The organism is Pseudomonas sp. NY15374, from assembly GCF_048068255.1.
GTDB classification, from domain to species: domain Bacteria; phylum Pseudomonadota; class Gammaproteobacteria; order Pseudomonadales; family Pseudomonadaceae; genus Aquipseudomonas; species Aquipseudomonas machongensis.
Genome location: NZ_JBLUPZ010000004.1, coordinates 227,048 through 244,304 on the forward strand (window position 1 = coordinate 227,048; position 17,257 = coordinate 244,304).

Below are 17,257 nucleotides of genomic sequence, written 5' to 3' on the forward strand. Positions count from 1 at the left end.
ACCAATACGTCATGAGGACGAGGATGAGTGCAACAAGACTGATGGCAGCCCTGGCCTTCGTGCTGCTCAGTGCCTGCAGCAAGGATGCGTCGGTGGTGCCGAGCTCCGACGCTGAGCCGGCAGAGCCAGGCGTCACCCTGTACTTCAGCGCCGCCGCCGGGCTCAACCCCGGTGCCGATGGCACGCCAGCACCTGTGCGGGTGCGCATCTACGAGCTGAAGAACGCCGCCGCCTTCGAGCGCGCCGATTACTTTGCCCTGGCCGAACGGGCGCAGGCCACGCTGGGCGCCGACCTGATCGACCAGGACGAAGTACTGCTGCAGCCCGGTCGTCAACTGCAGCTGGATCGCCCACTGAACCCGGCGACGCGCCAGGTCGGCCTGGTGGTCGGCTACCGCGAGATCGACCGTGCGCAGTGGCGCAGCGTGCTGGCCGTACCGCCTCGCGATTACCAGATCAGCCTCGATGTGCGCGCCGTGCGCAGCGCCGTGGCCACCCCACAACCTGTGCCTGCCCGCTAGGCAAACGGAGAACCCATGTCCTGGAACAATCGTGTGGTCTGGTCGGAAGGCATGTTCATCACGACCCAGCACTTCCAGCAGCACGACCGCTATCTGGAAAACTTCATCGATGCCCGCAGCCGCCCTCTGTCGAGCGCGGCCTGGGGCTTTTCCGAGCTGCTGGTCGACCAGGGCCTGCTGGCCCAGGGCAAGCTGGCGATCCTCAGTGCCCGTGGCCTGTTGCCGGACGGCACACCCTTCGATATCCCTCGTGATGACCTGCCACCGGCGCCTCTGGAAATTCCCGACGACCTGCGCGACGGGGTGATTCACCTGGGCCTGCCGCTCAAGCGTGCCGGTGCCCGCGACACCGTCGACGAAGGCGAGGCGCTGGACGGCGCGCGCTATGTGGCGCGGGTCAGCGAAGTGCGCGACGACAACGCGCCGTTCGAGAATCGCGCACCCCTGGCCCTGGGAGGCCGCGCGCTGCGCCTGCTGCGTGAGGAAGATGGCCTGGGCGATTTTGCCGCGCTGGGTGTGGTGCGCATCCGGGAAAAGCGTGCCGACCGGGCCCTGGTACTGGACGACAGCTACATCCCGCCGCTGCTGGATGTGGCGGCCAGCAACCCGCTGTCGAATTTTCGCAGTGAGCTGCTGGGGCTGCTGCACCAGCGTGGCGAGGCACTGGCCGGGCGGGTGGTGGCCTCGGCCAATGGCGGCGCCTCGGAAATTGCCGACTTCATGCTGCTGCAATTGGTCAACCGCGCACAGCCGTTGATCGAGCACCTCGGCCAGCTCAGCCCGCTGCACCCCGAGCGGCTGTACAGCGAACTGGTGGCGCTGGCAGGCGAGTTCGCCACCTTCACCCGCGAGGGGCGTCGCCCCGAGAGCTTCCCGGTGTACCAGCACGATGACCTTGCGGCGACCTTCCAGCCGCTGATGGCATCGCTGCGTGAAGCACTGTCGATGCTGATCGACAGCAAGGCGGTGGCCATTCCGATCGTCGAGAAAGCCTACGGCGTGCACGTGGCCATGCTCGCCGATCGCAGCCTGCTGGACAGCGCCAGTTTCATCCTCGTGGTGCGCGCCGATGTGCCGGGCGAGACCTTGCGCAGCCGCTTCGGCCAGCAGAGCAAGATCGGTTCGGTGGAGCACATCCGCGACCTGGTCAATCTGCAGTTGCCAGGCATCGGCCTGCTGCCGTTGCCGGTGGCGCCGCGGCAGATTCCGTTCCATGCAGGTTCCACCTATTTCGAACTCGACCGCGGCAGCGAGCACTGGAAGCAGTTGCAACATTCGGGAGGCTTCGCCTTCTACGTCGCTGGCGAGTTCCCTGGCCTGAACCTGGCCTTCTGGGCCATTCGAGGATAAGCCGCGATGCAGCACGACGATCCGCAGGCCAACGACCGCACCCAGTTCATGCCTCGCCCGGGCGGACGAGGCCCGCAGCCGACGGCGGCACCCCAGGCCGCACCACCGCCGCTGAGCGTACCGGCCGAGCCGCTGGCGCCGGGCCAGGGCAAGGGCCTCAATCCGCTGGAGCAGGCGGCCGGTCCGCTGCTGGCAATGCTTACACGACTGCGCAATACCATCGCCCATCCAGCCCCGGCGAGCCTGCGCGCGCAGCTGCTCGCCTACCTGCGCCAGTTCGAGGAGCGCGCCGAGGCTGGCGGTGTACCGCGCAACGAAGTGCTGCTGGCGCGCTATGCCCTGTGCACCGCCCTCGATGAAGCCGTGCTCAGCACCCCCTGGGGCAGCAGCAGCGACTGGGGCAAGCAGAGCCTCTTGATCACCGTGCACAACGAAGCCTGGGGCGGTGAAAAGGTCTTCCAGTTGCTCGAGCATTGCCTGCAGAGCCCGCGCGAGCGTCTGAACCTGCTGGAGTTGCTGTACCTGTGCATCAGCCTCGGTTTCGAGGGCCGCTACCGGGTGATGAACGGGGGGCGTGCACAGCTCGAGGCGCTGCGTGAGCGTACCGCTGCGACCCTGCGCAGCGCGCGCGGAGAGATCGAGCGCGAATTATCCCCGCACTGGCGCGGCGTCTCGGTCAGCCGCGATCGTCTGACCCAGTTCGTGCCGCCCTGGGTAGGGCTCGCGGTGGCCCTGGCCTTGCTGCTGCTGTTGCTGTTCGGTCTGCGCCTGAAGCTGGCCTCCGATGCAGAACCCGTATTTCGCGGCATCCATGCCCTGGGTGAAATCCCGGTACAGGCCATGGACCGCCCGGTGGTGCAGCCCAAGCCGGTCGAGCGCCCGCGCCTGGCAGGTTTCCTTGCCGATGACATCAAGGCCGGTCGGGTCTCGGTGGAAGATGCGGTCGACCGCTCTGTTGTGACCATTCGTGGCGACGAGCTGTTCGCGTCTGCCAGCGCCAGTATCAAAGGCGATTTCGAGCCGCTGATGCTGCGTATCGCCGAGGCGGTTTCCAAGGTGAAGGGCAACGTGCGCGTCACTGGCCACAGCGATAACCAGCGCATCGCCACGATCCGCTTCCCCTCCAACTGGGCGCTGTCCCAGGCTCGTGCCGAAGAGGTCAAGGCAATGCTTGCCGCGCGCACCGGGCAGCCGCAGCGCTTCAGCGCGCAAGGCCTGAGCGACACCGAGCCGCTGGCCTCCAACGACACCGCACAGGGCCGGGCGAAGAATCGGCGGGTCGAAATCACCGTACTGGCGGAGGGCGTCGAGTGAAGGCGTTTTTCAGTTTTGTCATTCGCTGGGTGATCCCGGTGCTGGGGCTGATCGCCCTCAGCCTGATCATCTGGTTCATCGGGCCGCTGCTGGACGTGCTGGCGCCGCCCGCGCCGCGCTGGATTCTGATCGTCCTGCTGTTCGCGGTGTGGATTGCCTACCGTACCTGGCGCATCGTCCAGGCGCGTCGCCAGGCCGCCAAGGTGATGGAGAGCCTGGCCGCCGAAACCGCGCCGGATCCTGCGAGCCTGGCCACCGCCGAAGAGCTGGCGACCCTGCGCCAACGCATGGACGAGGCCCTGGTGCTGCTGAAGAAAGCGCGCCTGGGCGGTGACGAGCGCCGCAACCTCTACGAGCTGCCGTGGTACGTGATCATCGGCCCGCCGGGCTCCGGCAAGACCACCGCGCTGGTCAACTCGGGGCTGCATTTCCCGCTGGCGGCACAATTGGGCGAGGGCGCCATCCGTGGTGTCGGTGGCACGCGCAACTGCGACTGGTGGTTCACCGACCAGGCGGTGCTGCTCGACACCGCTGGGCGCTATACCACCCAGGACAGCCATGCGCAGGTAGACAAGGCCGCCTGGCTCGGCTTTCTCGACCTGCTCAAGACCCAGCGCTCGCGTCGCCCGATCGACGGGGCGTTCATCGCGATCAGCCTGTCCGATCTGCTGCTGGGCAGCGACGCCGAACGCGCCGCCCATGCCGCGGCGATCCGCACCCGAATCCAGGAGTTGTACAGCCAGCTCGGTGTGCGTTTCCCGATCTACCTGATGCTCACCAAGCTCGACCTGGTGCCGGGCTTCATGGAGTACTTCGACAACCTGAGCAAGGACGAGCGCGCCCAGGTGTGGGGCATGACCTTCGCGCTGGATGACGGGCAGCAGGGCGACGGCCCACTGGCCGGCTTCGACCAGGAGTTCGGTCTGCTCGAACAACGCCTCAACCAGCGTCTGGTCGAGCGCCTGCAGCAGGAGCGCGACCCGGCGCGGCGCGACCTGATCTATGGCTTCGTCCAGCAGTTCGCGGCACTGCGCGGCAATCTCAAGACCTTCCTCGACGGCGTGTTCAAACCCAACGCCTTCGAGGCGCGGGCGCTGCTGCGCGGTGTGTACTTCACCAGCGGCACCCAGGAAGGCAGCCCCATCGATCGCCTGATCGGCAGCATGGCGCAGAGCATGGGCCTGGACCGCGCGCACCTGGCGCGCCAGACCGGCACCGGACGCAGCTACTTCATCGAGAAGCTGTTCAGCGCCGTGGCCTTCGCCGAGCGTGGGCTGGTGGGCAGCAACCCCAAGGTCGAGCAGCGCCGCAAGTGGATCACCCGAGGTGCCCTGGCGCTGAGCGTGGCTCTGGTGCTGGTGGTCGGCACCCTGTGGACCCTGAGCTACCGCGCCAACCAGCAGTACATCGCCGAAGTCGACAGCCGCCTCAAGCCACTGGGCAAGAGCGTGCAGGAACTGAGCCCGGCGCAGCGCGAGGTGATCGAAGTGCTGCCGCTGCTCAACGCCGTGCGCCGCTTGGCGGACGATCCGCCGGCCTGGGCCGAGGGGCTCGGGTTGTACCAGGGCGACATGCTGGAGACCGAGTCCACCAGCGTCTATCGCAAGCTGTTGATCGCGATCTTCGCCCCGCGGCTGGTCACCCGCATCGAGGAGCAACTGTACGCCGGCGGTCCTTCCGACTATCTGTACGAGGGCCTGAAGGCCTATCTGATGCTGGCCGACGGCGAGCATTACGACGCTGACTTCCTCAAGGCCTGGATCAGTCTCGACTGGGAGCGCCATCTGCCGCGCGATCTGGCTCCCGAGCAGCGCCAGGCACTTGAACAGCACCTGGCGGCGCTGTTCGACAAGCGCCCGCCGAATGCGCGCCTCGACCAACGCCTGATCGACGACACCCGCCGCCAGTTGCAGCAGTTGCCGGTGGCGCAACGTGTGTATGACCGGGTCAAGCGACAGAAGCTGCCGGCCGGCGTCAGCGATTTTCGCATCAGCGACGCCGCTGGACGCGATGCCGCGCTGGTATTCCAGCGCAAGAGTGGCAAGCCGCTGACCGAGCCGCTGCCGGGGATCTTCACTGTCGAGGGTTATCGCAAGGCGTTTCTCGCTGCCAGCGTCGCCCACAGCGAAACCCTCGCCGAAGAGCGCTGGGTGCTTGGTCGCGAGCTGAGCGAGGCCAGCGATGCCAAGCGCCTGGCCGACGATGTGCGCCAGCTCTACTACCAGGACTACATCCGCCACTGGGACGCGCTGTTGGCCGACCTGGACTTCGTCCCGATCACCAGTGTCGGGCAGGCCGCCGACGTGCTGCGGGTATTGTCCGGCCCTACCTCGCCGATGAAGAAACTGTTGCAGGCGGTGGCCAAGGAAACCGACCTGCAGCAGCCCACCACCCTCGACAAGGCCCAGGCCAAGGTCGAACAGGCCGGTGTCGATCAACTGCGCCAGCGCCTGGGCGGTCTGCTCGGCGACACGCCGATCCCGGGCACTGAGCAAGGTGCGCGTGAGGTGGACCCTGTGACCGCACACTTCGCCGAACTGGCCGAGCTGGTCGAAGGTGGCGAAGGCCAGCCAAGCTCGATCGACGGTCTGCTCGCCGATCTCAACGCCCTGTACGTACAGGTCAGTGCGATGGTCGGCGCCAGTGGCGAAGCCCTGCTGGGCGAGGCCAAGAACCAGGCTCAGGCTGCCTCGCAGAGGGTTTCGCTTGGCGCCGCGCGGCAGCCGAAAGTGGTGCAGAACCTGGTCGGCTCGGTGGTTGGCTCGACCAACGCCATCGTCATGGGTGGCGTACGCAACCAGCTCAATGCCGCCTGGACCAGCGAGGTGGTCAATGTCTACCGCCAGTCCCTCAGCGGTCGCTACCCGCTGACGGCCGGCAGCCCGCGTGATGCGACCCTGGAAGACTTCGGCCAGTTCTTCGGTGTTGGCGGGGTGATGGACAACTACTTCCGCAAATACCTGCAGCCTTACGTCAACACCTCCACGTCGCCGTGGAGCTGGCAGCCAGGAGCGGCGCAGAAGCTGGGGATCAATGCCGGTGTGCTCAACACCTTCCAGCGCGCAGCGACCATCCGCGATGCCTTCTTCCGTAACAGCAGCGGCCTGACGCCAGGCGTGCGTTTCGAGCTCAAACCGGTGGCGATGGATGCGTCGATCACCCAGTTCATGCTCGACCTCGATGGCCAACAGGTCAGCTATGACCACGGCCCGAGCCGTCCGGTGTCGTTGCAGTGGCCGAACCCGAACAGCATCGGCGTGGTGCGCCTGTCGATCTCGCCTCCTTCGGCCAGTGGCCGCTCGGGGCTCACGCTGGAAGGCCCGTGGGCGTGGTTCCGCCTGCTCGACCAGTCCGACCTGATCGCCGGCACCTCGCCCGAGCGCTTCAGCCTGCGCCTGCGGGTCGACGGTGCCAGCGTGTCCTATGAGCTGCGTGCCAGCAGCGCCTTCAACCCGTTCCGCAGCCGAGTGGTCAGCGGTTTCAGCCTGCCGGAGCGCCTGTGAACGACGTCGGTTTCTACGGAAAGATGGCCTGCCGCGGCGACTTCGTCAGCCGCGACCTGCCACAGAGTTTCATCCAGCCCTGGGACCAGTGGCTGGCCGCAGGTATCCAGGCCAGCCAGCGACAACTGGGCGAGCAGTGGCTGCAGGCGTACCTGGTCAGCCCGCTGTGGCGCTTTGCCCTGGCCGCGGGCGTGTGCGGGCCGCAGGCGATGATCGGGGTGGTGATGCCGAGCATCGATCGCGTCGGGCGGTATTTTCCGCTGACCGTGGCGCAGGCGCTGGAGCCGCAGGTTTCGGTGGCGGTTGCGGTGGTGGGGGCGGATGAGTGGTTCGAGCAGGTCGAAGCGGCTTTGCTCGGCACGCTGGAGGAAGGTGCGCAGCTCGAGGCATTCGAGGATGCGGTGCGGCCCTATCGCGGCACCACCCCGCTGCCACAGGGGATAGCGAGCGCGCCTGCGGTGGGTGGGTTGCAACGTCTGGCCGCGACCACGCCTGAAGGGCGGGAGCGAGCACTGGCCGAGTGCGCCTGCGAAGGCATGAGCCTGTGGTGGGGCAGGGGGTCGGAGCGGATTGCGCCGGGCCTGATGCGCTATCCGGGCCTGCCGCGCAGTGAGGATTTCGCCGGGTTTCTTCTGGGTAGCGAGGCGGCACGCGCATGACCGACCTGCAGTACACCGCGGCCAGCTACAGCCATGTCGGCATGGTACGCAAGATCAACGAGGACGCTTGCCTGGACCTGACCTGGGCGGGCCTGTGGGCGGTGGCCGACGGCATGGGTGGCCATGCGGCGGGCGACTATGTCAGCAGCCTGGCAGTGGACAGCCTGCGCCGCCTGCCGAAGCTCGACTCGCTGGCGGAATTCGCCGACGAAGTGCGTGACGGCCTGGCGTGGGTCAACCTCACGGTCCGCGAGGAAACCGCGCGCCGTGGCGTGGCGATGATGGGCAGTACCGTGGTGGTGCTGGCCGCACGCGGCGACCAGGCCATCGGCCTGTGGGCCGGTGACAGCCGTCTGTACCGCCTGCGCGGCGGGCGCATCGAGCGCCTGTCCCACGATCACAGCTACGTCCAGGAACTGCAGGACAGCGGCCTGCTCAGCGAAGCCGAGGCCCGGGTGCATCCGCGCGGCAACATCGTGACCCGTGCCATCGGTGTCGAGGACCATCTGGAACTGCAGGCCGTGGCCTTGCAGGTGCGCCCTGGCGACACCTACCTGCTGTGCAGCGATGGCTTGACCAAGACCGCCGAAGACCTCGAGATCGGCGAGGTGCTCAACCATGCCGACCCCTATCAAATAGTACGCAGCCTGGTCCACCTGGGCCTGACCCGAGGCGCGCCCGACAACATCACCGCCGTGGTGGTGAAGGCCAATTGAAGAACATCATGGACATGCAGATCCCCGGATTCGACATCGACGGCGAGATTGGCCAAGGCGCCATGGCCAGCGTCTATCTGGCCACCCAGCGCTCATTGCAGCGCAAGGTCGCGCTCAAGGTGATGGCCGCGAGCCTGGCGGCCGATCCGACCTTCTGCGAGCGGTTCCTGCGCGAAGGCCGCACCCTTGCGCGCCTAGCCCATCCGCACATCGCCACCATCCACGATATCGGCAATGTCGGCGAGCTGTACTACATGGCCATGGAGTACCTGCCCAGCGGCACGCTCAAGGAGCGCATCGCCGCCGGGCTGACGCCGGAGCAAGGGTTGGTCTATGTGCGCCAGATGGCCCAGGCGCTGGGTTATGCCCATGCCCAGGGCCTGGTGCACCGCGACGTGAAACCGGCCAACATCCTGTTCCGTGCCGATGGCAACGCCGTGCTGTCGGACTTCGGCATCGCCAAGTCCCTGGACGATCACACCCAGTTCACCCAGGCCGGTTTCGCGGTGGGGACGCCCAGCTACATGAGCCCGGAGCAGGCGCGCGGGCTTGAGATCGACGGGCGCGCCGACCTGTATGCGCTGGGGGTGGTGCTCTACGAAATCCTCGTCGGCAAGCTGCCCTACAGCGGCACCGATGCACTGTCCACGGCGCTGGCGCACCTGACCGAGCCGCTGCCGGAGTTGCCCATCGAGCATGGGCGCTACCAGGAAATCCTGCGCGGCTTGCTGGCCAAGGACCCCAACGAACGCTTCGCCGATGCCGCTGCCTTGTTGGCGGCACTGGATCGCCTGCCGGCCGACGACAACCAGAGCACGGTGATCCGGCCACTGGTCGTGCCCCCGGCGGCCCCCGAGCTCGCAGGGTTGACGCCAGTGTCCATCGAGATTCCCCAGGCACATGCGCAACCCGAGCCCGTCCAGCGTGAGCCAGAGCAAAGCCGCCCGGCGCCTGTCGTTGCGCCGAAGAAAAAGCCCGCGGTGGCGCTGCTCGCGGTGGCCATCGCAGCGGCACTGGGCCTGGCGGCGGGTGGCTACTGGTTGTTCGCCGGTCACGACGAACCCGCCGTCGCCACACCTGTGGTACAGACACCGGCCCCACCCAGCGCGCCACCTCCTGTCGCCAGCACCTCGCAGGACGATCAGCGCCCGCTGCTCATGGCGGGCAAGAAGACCCTGTTCCAGCGCGTGCTGACCAAGCCCGGCGCACGCCTGGCCGACACCCCCGGTGGCGCTGCCGGTGACAGCCTGCCGGCCTTCTCGGTGCTCTACGTTTATCAGCGCAAGGATATCGACGGCAAAGCCTGGGTCCAGGTCGGTGCTGCCAGCGATGGTGCGCGCGAGGGCTGGCTGCCTGCAGAGCAGACCAGCGACTGGAAGCAGAGCCTGGTACTCAAGTTCACCGAACGCTCTGGTCGTGCGCCGGTGATGTTCATGCGTCAGCCCGACGATGTGCAGCAGTTGCTCGACGACAGTTCCCAGGCCCGCGCGCAATTGCTCAAGGCACAGAACGACCCAGCACAGGTACCGCGTGTGCTGGCGCTGGAGCCTGCGGCCAACGCGGTGCCGCAGGACCAGTTCTACCTGATGCCGATCTTCGATTACCGCGAGAGCTTCGACGCCGACGGCCAGCCGGTGCAACTGCTCAACATCGCATCGATCGATCCCGGCAGCAGTGCGGCCGGCAGCACGCCGCAGGCCGCAGGTGTTGCCGGCGCCGGCGACAACAGCTTCCGCACCGGTATCGTGCTGGTGGTGGACACCTCGGTGTCGATGCAACCCTACATCGACCGGGTGCGCCAGGTGGTCAGCGAGTTGCAGCAGCAACTGGCGGCACGCGGTGAGCTGGACAGCGTCAGCTTTGGCCTGGTGGGCTTTCGCAACAGCGTCAAGCGCACGCCGGGCCTGGACTACCTGAGCAAGACCCTGGTCACCCTCGATGAAGGCCGCGACCCTGCGCGCTTTCTCAAGGCCGCGTCGCAGGTCAAGGCCACCACCGTGTCCAGCCATTCGTTCAACGAGGATGCCTTCGCCGGGGTCATGCAGGCGGTCGAGGGCATGGACTGGTCCGGCTACGGCGGGCGCATCGTGTTGCTGGTCAGCGATGCTGGCGCCTTGCGCAAGAGCGATCCCGAGAGCAGTACGCGGATGAACGAAGCCGAGGTGCGTCAGGCGGCGTTGAGCAAACAGATCAAGATCTACGCCCTGCACCTGCGCACCCCCGCCGGGGTAAAGAACCACGGCTCGGCCGAGCAGCAGTACCGCGTGCTCACCGCCGACAGCAACCCGCGTATCGGCGACCTCTACGTGGGGGTGCCGGGCGGCGATGTGAACGCCTTTGGCGCGCGCGTGCAGGAGATCGGTTCGACCTTCGCCGAGCTGGTTCACCAGGTGCGCAACCAGCAGCCGCAGGCCGTGCCGCTGCTCGCTAGTGGCTCCAGCCTCGCCGCCAAGACCCAGGCCGTGGGCTATGCCATGCACATGGACTTCCTCGGCCGCCGCAGCGCCAGCCAGGCGCCGCAACTGGTGAGTGCCTGGACCGCCGACCGTGACCTGACCAACCCGGCGCTGCCGACCTTGCAGGTGTGCGTGATGCTGACCAAGCTGCAGCTCAATGACCTGCAGCAGTCGCTCAAACTGATCGTCGATGCGGCGCGCAAGACACGCAGCTCGCCGGGCGACTTCTTCAATGAAATCGCCAGCGCCAGTGCCTACATGAGCCGCGACCCGGGCGCGCTGAGCAAGGGCGCCAACCTTGCCCAGGGCGGCGTGCTCGGTGAGTACCTCGAAGGCCTGCCGTATCGCAGCAAGTCGCTGAGCATGACCCAGGACCTGTGGTTGTCGCTGTCGGTCGCCGAGCAGGAGGACTTCATCGACGAGCTCGACTCGAAGATTCGCCTCTACGAAACCTTCCACAACGACATGGCCAACTGGGTGCGCTTCGGCAACGCCGAACCGGGCGACGCCCTGTACCGTGTCCCGCTGTCGACGCTGCCGTGATGATCAGCCTGCAGGGGGTGCACAAGACGCGTGGGCGCTACCGCCTGGAGATCGGTGATCTGCGTCTGGGCGCCGGTGAGCGGGTGGCGTTGGTCGGGCCCAGCGGCTGCGGCAAGAGCACGCTGCTCGACCTGTTGGCATTGGTGCTGGCGCCGGATGCGGCGGACGCCTTCACCCTGGAACTTGAGGGCAGCGTGCAGGATGTCGCCGGGCTGTGGCGTGGTCGTCGGCTCGACCGGCTGGCCGCCTTGCGCAGCCGGCACCTGGGCTATGTGCTGCAAGCGGGCGGGCTGCTGGGTTTTCTCGATGTGCGCGGCAATATCCGCCTGCCGCGCCAGTTGCTGGGGCTGGCCGACGACGGTGGCGTCGAGCGCCTGGCGGCCGCGCTGGATGTGAGCGACCAGTTGGACAAGCGTCCGGCGGCGCTTTCGCTGGGCCAGCGCCAGCGGGTCAGTTGTGCCCGCGCCCTGGCCCATGCGCCTTCGCTGTTGCTGGCGGACGAGCCGACCGCAGCGCTCGATCCGATCAATGCCGAGCGGGTGATGCAGCTGCTGCTGCGCCAGGCCGAGGCGCATCGGGTGACCTGCATCATCGCCACCCACGACGAGACCCTGGCCCGCGACGCCGGGCTGCGGGTGCTGCGCATGCACTGTCGACGCGATGCCGAAGGCGGTGTCATCGCGACCCTGGGGCAGGCTGCCTGATGCGCCCGTTGCTGATCGCCGGGTTGGCCTGGCAGGACTACCGCACCGACGCGCGGCTGTCGGCCTGCGCGGTGCTGGCACTGGTGGCGGTGATTGCGCCACTGCTGGTGCTGTTCGGCCTGAAGTTCGGCCTGATCGGCAGCCTGACCGAGCGTCTGCAGCGCGACCCGAGTGTGCGTGAGGTCATTCCCTTGGGTGGGGGACGTTTCACTGCCGATTTCATCGCCGGGCTCGCGGCGCGTCCGGATGTCGCCTTCGCCATCCCGCGCACCCGCCAGATCGCCGCCACCGCCGAGCTGTTGCTACCTGCACAAGGGCGTGGGGTGACGGTCGAGATGTTGCCGACCGCGCCTGGCGATCCGTTGCTCGACGGCGCCGTGGCCCCCGATGCAGCCGACCTGCGCGACGTGGTGCTGAGTTTCACCGCGGCGGAAAAGCTCGGGGCCCGTCCTGGCGATCACTTGCAGGCCAGTTTCAATCGCCAGCGTGCGGGCGAGGTGCAGTGGCGCCAGACCTCGTTGCACGTGCGTGCCGTGCTGCCGCTGGCAGCGTTCGAGCGCGACGCCTTGTTTGCACCGTTGGCCTTGCTGGAGGCCGCCGAGGACTACCGCGACGGGCGTGCGGTACCGGCGCTGGAGTGGGCGGGCGAGCTGCAGGCCGGCAGCGCGGCGCGGGTCTACCCGGCGTTTCGCCTGTATGCCCGCACGCTCGAGGACGTCGAGCCGCTGCGCCAGTTCTTTGCCGAACGTCAGCTGCTGGTGTCGACCCAGGCGGCGCAGATCGCTCAGGTACAGTCGCTCGGGCGCAACCTCGACCTGGTGTTCTGGATCATCGCCGCGTTGGCCGTGGCCGGGGCGGTTGCGGCGGTTGCCGCAGGTGCGGTGGCGGCGGTCGAGCGCAAGCAGCGCGAGCTGGCGGTGTTGCGCCTGCTGGGCTTCGGCACTGCCGCGCTGCTGTTGTTCGTGGTGTTGCAGGCGCTGTACAGCGGCCTGCTCGCCGCCGGGCTGGCGGCCCTGTTGTATGCCCTGGCCGAGCACGGCCTGAACCGACTATTCATGCAGGTGCCCGGCGAATACGCCGCTCACCTGCTGCCCATGCACTATCTCGTCGCGCTGCTCGCCGTGTTGTCGGCCAGCACCGCTGCCGCCGCCCTGGGTGGCTGGCGGGTGGCGCGGATCGACGCCTCGCAAGGAATTCGTGATGTCTGAACTTCGCCTCAAGGTAGCGGCCTTGATCGTCACCACACTGGGCCTTGTGGCCTGCTCTCCCGCCGACGGCGAGGACAAGCCTCAGGCCTCCGCGGTCAACACCGCCACGCCCGACCCCGCCGCCACCAGCAAGCTGGACAACCCCAAGCCCCTGGCCGACGACGTCAGCTTGCCGCTGCCCTGTGGCGGCGAGATTGTCTTCCGGCATGTCTACGTGCTGGCGCAAGGCAGCCTCGATGACCGCGAGGTCAACCTGGGTTACCCCTTCAGCGAAGGCGAGGCGGGTTACAAGCAGTCGTTCATTTCCGGATATCGCCGCGACTTCATCAATGGCCAGTTCAGCCTGCAGGACCTGTCTCCCGCCTGGCAGAAGCAGGTCGGCGCCAGCCTGCCGAAGGTCGAGACGGGAAGCCCGCTCAAACCGATGATGTACTTCATCGGCAAGTACGAGGTGACTGCGCGCCAGTATGCCCAGGTCATGGCCCAGGCTCAGTCGCTGGCCAGCGGCGAGGCCGGGCCTGCCTGCGAACCGGTCACCGAGGCCGCCGGTCGCCTGCCCAAGGTCAAGCTGTCGCGCTTCGAGGCCGAGCGCTTCGCTGCGGTGTACAGCGCCTGGTTGATGAAGCACCACCGCGAGTTGCTGCCGGTCAGTGGCCGGGGCAGCAAGGCCGAAGATGGCGGGACCGGTTTCGTGCGCCTGCCCACCGAAGTGGAATGGGAGTTCGCCGCCCGCGGCGGTTCGGCGGTCAGCCGCCAGGAGCTCGATGGCCGGCTGTTCCCGCGCAAGGTCGAAGGCAGCGACGGTGACGGGCCGTTGGCCGACTGGGCGGTGTTCAACCAGGTTGCTGGTGGCACCGGACAGGCTGCGCGACTGATGCCGATCGGAACCAAGCAACCCAACCCGCTCGGGTTGTTCGATGTGATCGGCAATGCCGCCGAAATGGTCCAGGAGTCGTTCCAGCTGGTGCACGCTGGTCGCCGTCAGGGCGCCTACGGCGGCTTCGTGGTCAAGGGTGGCAATTACCTGGAAGGCGAGACCACGCTGTTCACCGGCATGCGCCGCGAGTATCCGCTGTTCGGTGCCGACGGCACTGAGCAGCGTAACGAGACCACCGGTTTCCGCGTCGCCATCGGTGCCTTGTCGGCGCCGCGTTCGCGCTACCAGGAGCTGTTCGAGCAGTGGCAGAAAGAGGGGCGCCTGGCTGGCCTCACCGACGACATCAATGCCGCCGATGACCCGACCACGCGCCTGGACGGCATCATCGCCGGCGCCAGCGACCCGCGCCTGCAGGCCGAGCTGGGTCTGGTCAACGAAGAGCTCAAGCGCAATGTTTCGCTGATCGCCCGCCAGCGCGAGGAAGCGGCTGGCAACCTGATCCAGTCGGCGGCCCTCGTGGCCGAGACCATCAACAACTACAACATCCGCCTGACCAACCTGCAGAACACCCAGGCCAAGGCCCAGGCCTCGGGCGACCAGGCCAGCGCCAGCATGTATGGCGCCGCCATCGCCAACGGCCGCAGCGCGCTGGACGGCGCGCTGGCGATCTACATCGACAACCTGGCCAGCGGCACGCGCTACACCGACGCGGTGATCCAGGCGCAGTTCCAGCGGGTCAAGCAAGAGCTCGAGCGCAAGCCGGTGCTGGGCAAGAGCCTGGAGACCCGCGCCACCCTGTTCGTCCGCCACGTCGGGGAGTACCGCCAGAACCGGCGGGCCGACCCGGCGACGATCCTCAAGGAGCTGCTGGCATCGGCTGCTCCGCGACCTTGAAGAAACCCTGAAAAAAGACCCCGGCCCGCATGAAGCAGGCCGGATCAGCACAACCCGAGAGAGAACCCGACCATGCGCTTGAATCGCACCTCCCTGATCACCGCTTCCAAGGCCCGTGCCGCCCTGCTGCTGGCTGCCGGTTTCAGCAGCGTCCTGCTGACCGGCTGCGCCGGCTCGCCGGTTTCCAAGATCGGTGCAACGACCAAGGTGGAGTACTACCCCAACTGCTACGAGCCGGTGCAGCACCTGCGCTCCACCGACGGCGACATGACTCGCTCGGTCGCCACCGGCGCACTGCTCGGTGCGGTAGGCGGTGCACTGACCGGCGCCCTGGTGGACGGTGACAACCGTGGTCGCAACGCTGCCATCGGCGCCGCCGGTGGTGCCCTGGTCGGTGGTGCGGCGGGCTACTACACCGAGCGCCAGAAGCAGATCAGCGACGACAAGCAGCGCATCGCTTCCTACGCCGCCGACATCGACAAGAGCGCCGCCGACCTGGACCGCACCACCCAGTACGCCAAGGCGTCCCAGGCCTGCTACCAGCGCGAATTCGCCAGCCTGATCCAGAACCGCAAGGCCAACCGCATCAACGATACCGAAGGCCGCAAGCGCCTGGCCGAGATCGTTGCCGGCCTGAACGAGTCGAACCAGCTGCTCGGCACCGTCAACGGTCGTCTGGGTGAGAACCTGAACAACTACACCCAGGCCTACGAGCAGGACCTCAAGCAGGTGGGTGTGCAACGTTCGGAAGTGGTGGCCGTGGTCCAGCCACCGAAAGCGACCAGCAAGTCTGGCACCAAGAAGGGCCAGGCTGCGGGCAAGACCAACACCAAAGTGCCGACCGAAGCAGTCGCCACCGAGAAGACCCTGCAGAACGCCACCGGCAAGAAAGCCGAAGCCCAGCAGGTGGCCAAGGCGGGCGTGGATCAGGTCAACAGCATGTGCCGCAACCCGGACATGGGTGACTGGGCACCGGTGCCTTGCCCGAACGTTTGATGGGATTGCAGGGGTGCATCGCGCCCCTTTCGCGACGCAAGGCCGCTTCTGCAAAGAGCGGCTTTGCGCTGTGGACAGGCCAGCCTGTAGCTGAGTAAGGACACGTATTCATGAAAGACCTTCTGGTCAACGAATTGGCCAACACCTCGCAGTTTCTGGCGCAGCAGCGCCTGCAGGGGCGTATCGACCAGCAGAAGCTGTTCAAGGCGATCGATGCCGACCCTGGCATCGTCGGTGCGGGTGTCGTGTATATCGATGCCGACTACAACGTGATCGTGCTGCGCGAGTTTCAGCCGATCTGCAGTATCAAGCCCAAGCGCATCATCCTGCGCGAGGCGCCTCGCTACATTGCGCCCCAGCAATTCATGAACCAGTTGCAGACCAACCCGCGTGAGTCGCGCGTGGTCAAGGAGGCGGTAGGCACCACGCTCTCCTGCGCTGGTGCGATCCTGGGTTGGGTCGTCATGTTCAGCGGCACTATCGCCGTCCCCTTCTCCGGCGGTGTGAGCCTCGCGCTTACCGCTGCCGGATACGCAGCAGCAACCGCCAGTACCGCACAGTGCGTTATCGGTGTTGTCAGAACGATCAACGAGGTCAACGACCCGTCAGCCAATGATGCGATGGATCAGGAGGCCTGGTACAGGGCGGCCACACCGTTGCTCGACGGTATATCGCTGCTCGGCGTCGGTAGCTCGGCCCTCACGACTGTACGCTTCCTGCAGGTGCGCAAGGCGGCCACGGGCGCCAACTGGCTCGACCTGACCCGTTCATTGAGCCGTCAGCAGCGTAGCGCTCTCACCCGCGAGTTGCTGTCGATCAAGCATCCTTCGCTCACCGCGAAGCAACTCAAGCTGCAACAGAGCACGGGCGAGCTGATCAAGCGTCACACGCCCACGCAGATCAAGCACGCCACTCAAACACTGATCAAGGATTCGCTTGGCGCTTCCATCGGTTTTGTCGGCAGCGGGACGGTGCAGGACAAGACCAAGAGCATCGCTCTGGGGCTCTATGAGGAGTTCGAGTAATGAGTCGGCACCCTGACCTTCAGAAGTTTCTCGATCGCTACTTCATGGTGTTCCTGGCGGGGTATTTTCTCTCGCTGTACGCCATGGCCGGGACGTTCTCTTTGGTGTGGAGTACCTATTGCCGTGACTGCAGCCGGGAGATCAACTATCCGCTCAGCCTTGGTGTGCTGGTGGTGACGCTGGTCACGGCGCATGCCGCCGTAGTGCGAGGTCGTGACTGGGGGGTATGGGTGGTCGCCGCCCTTTGTATCGGCTCCGTGGTTTTCCTGTTGCCGACCTATGGGTTCAGGCCGCACATGGGGATCTTCCTGAGCATCATAGTCGTCGCGCTGCTGGCATTGCTGGTACTCAACAGCAAGCGCTATCGGGAAATGCGCGTACTGCTGGCAGGGTATCGAGAGAAGAGAAGGCTGGAGCGGCTGAATCGTAATCCCAAGGGGCGTTCGGCCAAGTGAGGGATGCCGAACCCGGCGCTAAAGCGCCGGGCCCGT

General features: G+C 66.7%; 13 protein-coding genes. All 13 read left to right on the top strand.

The features are described 5' to 3' along the window. Positions 1-23: 23 nt before the first annotated feature. The 13 genes from tssJ to ACNFHO_RS11910 all read left to right on the top strand — a co-directional run bounded on the left by tssJ (position 24) and on the right by ACNFHO_RS11910 (position 17,221). On the top strand, positions 24-521 hold the full coding sequence (tssJ, locus tag ACNFHO_RS11850; RefSeq protein ID WP_153773938.1) for a type VI secretion system lipoprotein TssJ: 498 nt from the start codon (positions 24-26) through the stop codon (positions 519-521). A 15-nt stretch (positions 522-536) separates the two neighbouring features. Beyond that, the gene (gene tssK / locus ACNFHO_RS11855; RefSeq protein WP_054891233.1) at positions 537-1,871 is read left to right on the top strand and encodes a type VI secretion system baseplate subunit TssK; all 1,335 of its coding nucleotides are present in this window, start codon (positions 537-539) and stop codon (positions 1,869-1,871) included. Between the two features lie 6 nt (positions 1,872-1,877). Next, positions 1,878-3,185, top strand: coding sequence for a DotU family type VI secretion system protein (locus tag ACNFHO_RS11860; RefSeq protein ID WP_063541553.1), 1,308 nt, complete (start codon positions 1,878-1,880; stop codon positions 3,183-3,185). After that, positions 3,182-6,688: a type VI secretion system membrane subunit TssM gene (gene tssM, locus ACNFHO_RS11865; protein ID WP_197890360.1), complete on the top strand. Its 3,507-nt coding sequence runs from the start codon at positions 3,182-3,184 to the stop codon at positions 6,686-6,688. Before ACNFHO_RS11860 ends, tssM begins: the two co-directional genes overlap by 4 nt. Beyond that, entirely contained in the window at positions 6,685-7,347 is a 663-nt protein-coding gene (tagF, locus tag ACNFHO_RS11870) for a type VI secretion system-associated protein TagF (RefSeq protein WP_112899385.1), read from the top strand. Before tssM ends, tagF begins: the two co-directional genes overlap by 4 nt. Then, complete coding sequence (locus tag ACNFHO_RS11875; RefSeq protein ID WP_063541549.1) at positions 7,344-8,063, top strand: PP2C family protein-serine/threonine phosphatase; 720 nt, start codon at positions 7,344-7,346, stop codon at positions 8,061-8,063. The genes tagF and ACNFHO_RS11875 overlap by 4 nt, the downstream gene beginning before the upstream one ends. An 8-nt stretch (positions 8,064-8,071) precedes the next feature. Beyond that, the gene (locus tag ACNFHO_RS11880) at positions 8,072-11,062 is read left to right on the top strand and encodes a protein kinase domain-containing protein (protein WP_416766388.1); all 2,991 of its coding nucleotides are present in this window, start codon (positions 8,072-8,074) and stop codon (positions 11,060-11,062) included. Then, positions 11,062-11,766 (top strand): ABC transporter ATP-binding protein, encoded by a 705-nt coding sequence (locus tag ACNFHO_RS11885; RefSeq protein ID WP_151926141.1) that lies wholly within the window; start codon positions 11,062-11,064, stop codon positions 11,764-11,766. Before ACNFHO_RS11880 ends, ACNFHO_RS11885 begins: the two co-directional genes overlap by 1 nt. Further along, on the top strand, positions 11,766-12,974 hold the full coding sequence (locus ACNFHO_RS11890) for an FtsX-like permease family protein (protein ID WP_063541545.1): 1,209 nt from the start codon (positions 11,766-11,768) through the stop codon (positions 12,972-12,974). The genes ACNFHO_RS11885 and ACNFHO_RS11890 overlap by 1 nt, the downstream gene beginning before the upstream one ends. Then, positions 12,967-14,745 (top strand): formylglycine-generating enzyme family protein, encoded by a 1,779-nt coding sequence (locus tag ACNFHO_RS11895; RefSeq protein ID WP_416766391.1) that lies wholly within the window; start codon positions 12,967-12,969, stop codon positions 14,743-14,745. The genes ACNFHO_RS11890 and ACNFHO_RS11895 overlap by 8 nt, the downstream gene beginning before the upstream one ends. A 72-nt stretch (positions 14,746-14,817) precedes the next feature. Further along, positions 14,818-15,741, top strand: a complete 924-nt coding sequence (gene tagQ, locus ACNFHO_RS11900) for a type VI secretion system-associated lipoprotein TagQ (RefSeq protein WP_063541541.1) — start codon at positions 14,818-14,820, stop codon at positions 15,739-15,741. Positions 15,742-15,851: 110 nt separating this feature from the next. Next, positions 15,852-16,766 (top strand): NAD synthetase, encoded by a 915-nt coding sequence (locus tag ACNFHO_RS11905; RefSeq protein ID WP_414154439.1) that lies wholly within the window; start codon positions 15,852-15,854, stop codon positions 16,764-16,766. Further along, positions 16,766-17,221, top strand: a complete 456-nt coding sequence (locus tag ACNFHO_RS11910) for a hypothetical protein (RefSeq protein WP_416766393.1) — start codon at positions 16,766-16,768, stop codon at positions 17,219-17,221. Before ACNFHO_RS11905 ends, ACNFHO_RS11910 begins: the two co-directional genes overlap by 1 nt. The last annotated feature ends 36 nt before the right edge of the window (positions 17,222-17,257 follow it).

Excerpts from the sequence above, each read along its gene's own strand:
- ACNFHO_RS11910 (WP_416766393.1), top strand. The coding sequence starts at position 16,766 with ATGAGTCGGCACCCTGACCTTCAGAAGTTTCTCGATCGCTACTTCATG.
- ACNFHO_RS11860 (WP_063541553.1), top strand. The coding sequence starts at position 1,878 with ATGCAGCACGACGATCCGCAGGCCAACGACCGCACCCAGTTCATGCCT.
- ACNFHO_RS11895 (WP_416766391.1), top strand. The coding sequence starts at position 12,967 with ATGTCTGAACTTCGCCTCAAGGTAGCGGCCTTGATCGTCACCACACTG.
- ACNFHO_RS11905 (WP_414154439.1), top strand. The coding sequence starts at position 15,852 with ATGAAAGACCTTCTGGTCAACGAATTGGCCAACACCTCGCAGTTTCTG.
- ACNFHO_RS11875 (WP_063541549.1), top strand. The coding sequence starts at position 7,344 with ATGACCGACCTGCAGTACACCGCGGCCAGCTACAGCCATGTCGGCATG.
- ACNFHO_RS11890 (WP_063541545.1), top strand. The coding sequence starts at position 11,766 with ATGCGCCCGTTGCTGATCGCCGGGTTGGCCTGGCAGGACTACCGCACC.
- ACNFHO_RS11885 (WP_151926141.1), top strand. The coding sequence starts at position 11,062 with ATGATCAGCCTGCAGGGGGTGCACAAGACGCGTGGGCGCTACCGCCTG.
- tssK (WP_054891233.1), top strand. The coding sequence starts at position 537 with ATGTCCTGGAACAATCGTGTGGTCTGGTCGGAAGGCATGTTCATCACG.
- ACNFHO_RS11880 (WP_416766388.1), top strand. The coding sequence starts at position 8,072 with ATGGACATGCAGATCCCCGGATTCGACATCGACGGCGAGATTGGCCAA.
- tssJ (WP_153773938.1), top strand. The coding sequence starts at position 24 with ATGAGTGCAACAAGACTGATGGCAGCCCTGGCCTTCGTGCTGCTCAGT.
- tagQ (WP_063541541.1), top strand. The coding sequence starts at position 14,818 with ATGCGCTTGAATCGCACCTCCCTGATCACCGCTTCCAAGGCCCGTGCC.